The 979-nt window shown below is 74.3% G+C and carries 2 protein-coding genes; one reads left to right on the forward strand and one right to left on the reverse strand.

Going from position 1 to position 979, the window contains the following annotated elements:
* Positions 1-181: 181 nt before the first annotated feature.
* The gene (locus BI06_RS34570) at positions 182-394 is read right to left on the reverse strand and encodes a hypothetical protein (RefSeq protein ID WP_149030575.1); all 213 of its coding nucleotides are present in this window, start codon (positions 392-394) and stop codon (positions 182-184) included.
* Positions 395-792: 398 nt separating this feature from the next.
* On the opposite strand from BI06_RS34570, the gene BI06_RS51575 reads away from it, so the two are divergent.
* The coding region (locus tag BI06_RS51575) for an SRPBCC family protein (protein ID WP_043474997.1) at positions 793-979 on the forward strand (187 nt) is incomplete at its 3' end.

Consider the following 979-nt stretch of genomic DNA (forward strand, 5'->3'; position numbering starts at 1 on the left):
GGGCCGAACCGCCGCGGTCCGGGCCGGGTGTGGATCCGGGACCGCACCGCCGGGCCGTCGGGCCCGGCGATCCTGGCGAAGAGCGCATCGCCGAGCCGGCGGCGGCAGTCGGTGGGGCAGGTCGCGCTGCGCCGCGGCACGTTAGCGGTTCCCTCGGCGGTCGCCCGGCCTGGGGCGGGGTTCACCATCCCGCGATGCGACCGACGGCGAAGGCCGCGACCGCGAGCGCCGTCACCAGGATCAGGGTCAGCGGGATCCACCCGGGCCAGGCGTCGTGGAGCTCCACGGCCTCGGGCACCGAGATCGCGTGGCAGGTGGACGCCTCGCACTCCGGCGTCTCGGCGGGCGCCGGCCCTGCGACGGGCTTCCTCGACACCGGTTGCTCTGTTGACATGACGACTCCTCAGTAGCGCGGGTCGGAGCAGGCGGAGGTGCTGTCGGGGGCGTGGGCGATCCGTCCGGGGCGCCGGGTGCCGCCTGCTCGGACAACCCCGGTTCCCGGCGGCCCCGGTTCTCGGCGGCCCACGCCGGTCGGGCCCGGCCGAACCGCCCGGTTGGCTCGCGCGAAGGGCCAGGGTTCGGATGCTCACGTGTCCACCGTGCATCGTTTCAGGACTGGAGGCACACTCGCAGCGTTTGTGCACCGCCTCGTCCTCGTGGTGCCCGGCCCGGCAGCCGGACCGTACGGCGGGAGACGGCCGACGCAATCCGCAGCGGCGTTCCGGAACGAAGCCACGAACGAAGCCACAACGGGCCGGCAGTCGGCCGGTCCGCGGACGGCGGGAGAAGCTCATGGTCAGAGTGCTGCGCACGGTGACCCTCGACCGGGCGGCGGACGAAGTGCTGCGCTACCTCGCGGACTTCGGCAACACCGAGCAGTGGGATCCGGGCACGGTGCGGTGCGACCGCCTGGACGGCGGTCCGGTCGCCGAGGGTTCCACCTGGCGCAACGTCTCGCGTTTCCGGGGGCGGGAGACCG

This window comes from Kitasatospora sp. MBT66 (assembly GCF_000710405.2).
Classification (GTDB): domain Bacteria; phylum Actinomycetota; class Actinomycetes; order Streptomycetales; family Streptomycetaceae; genus Kitasatospora; species Kitasatospora purpeofusca.